We start from the raw sequence: 236 nt of genomic DNA, 5'->3' as shown, positions 1-236 counted from the left end.
TCCTCCTGGCCCTCGCCCTCCTCCTCCTTCCCCTCCGCCAGGCGGCCCCGGGGGCCTATGGAGCCTTCCTGACGGGCTACCTCTCCCACCTCCTCCTGGACACCATGAATGTGAACGGGGTGCCCCTCCTCTGGCCCTGGCGGGTGCAGTTCTTCTTCTTCCCCTCCCGGGAGTGGAGAATCCGCTACGCCTCCCCCCAGGAGGCCACCCTGGCCCTCTTCCTCGCCCTCTCCGGC

1 protein-coding gene is annotated in these 236 nt (G+C 69.5%); it reads left to right on the top strand.

The features are described from left to right. Positions 1-236 (top strand): metal-dependent hydrolase (locus ACYQ0J_RS13760; protein WP_460172631.1); only part of this gene is annotated, 236 nt, incomplete at both ends.

Source organism: Thermus sp. FJN-A, assembly GCF_054655095.1.
The sequence above is the reverse complement of the archived record's forward strand: the minus strand, read 5'-3'. Positions and strand labels throughout refer to the sequence as shown.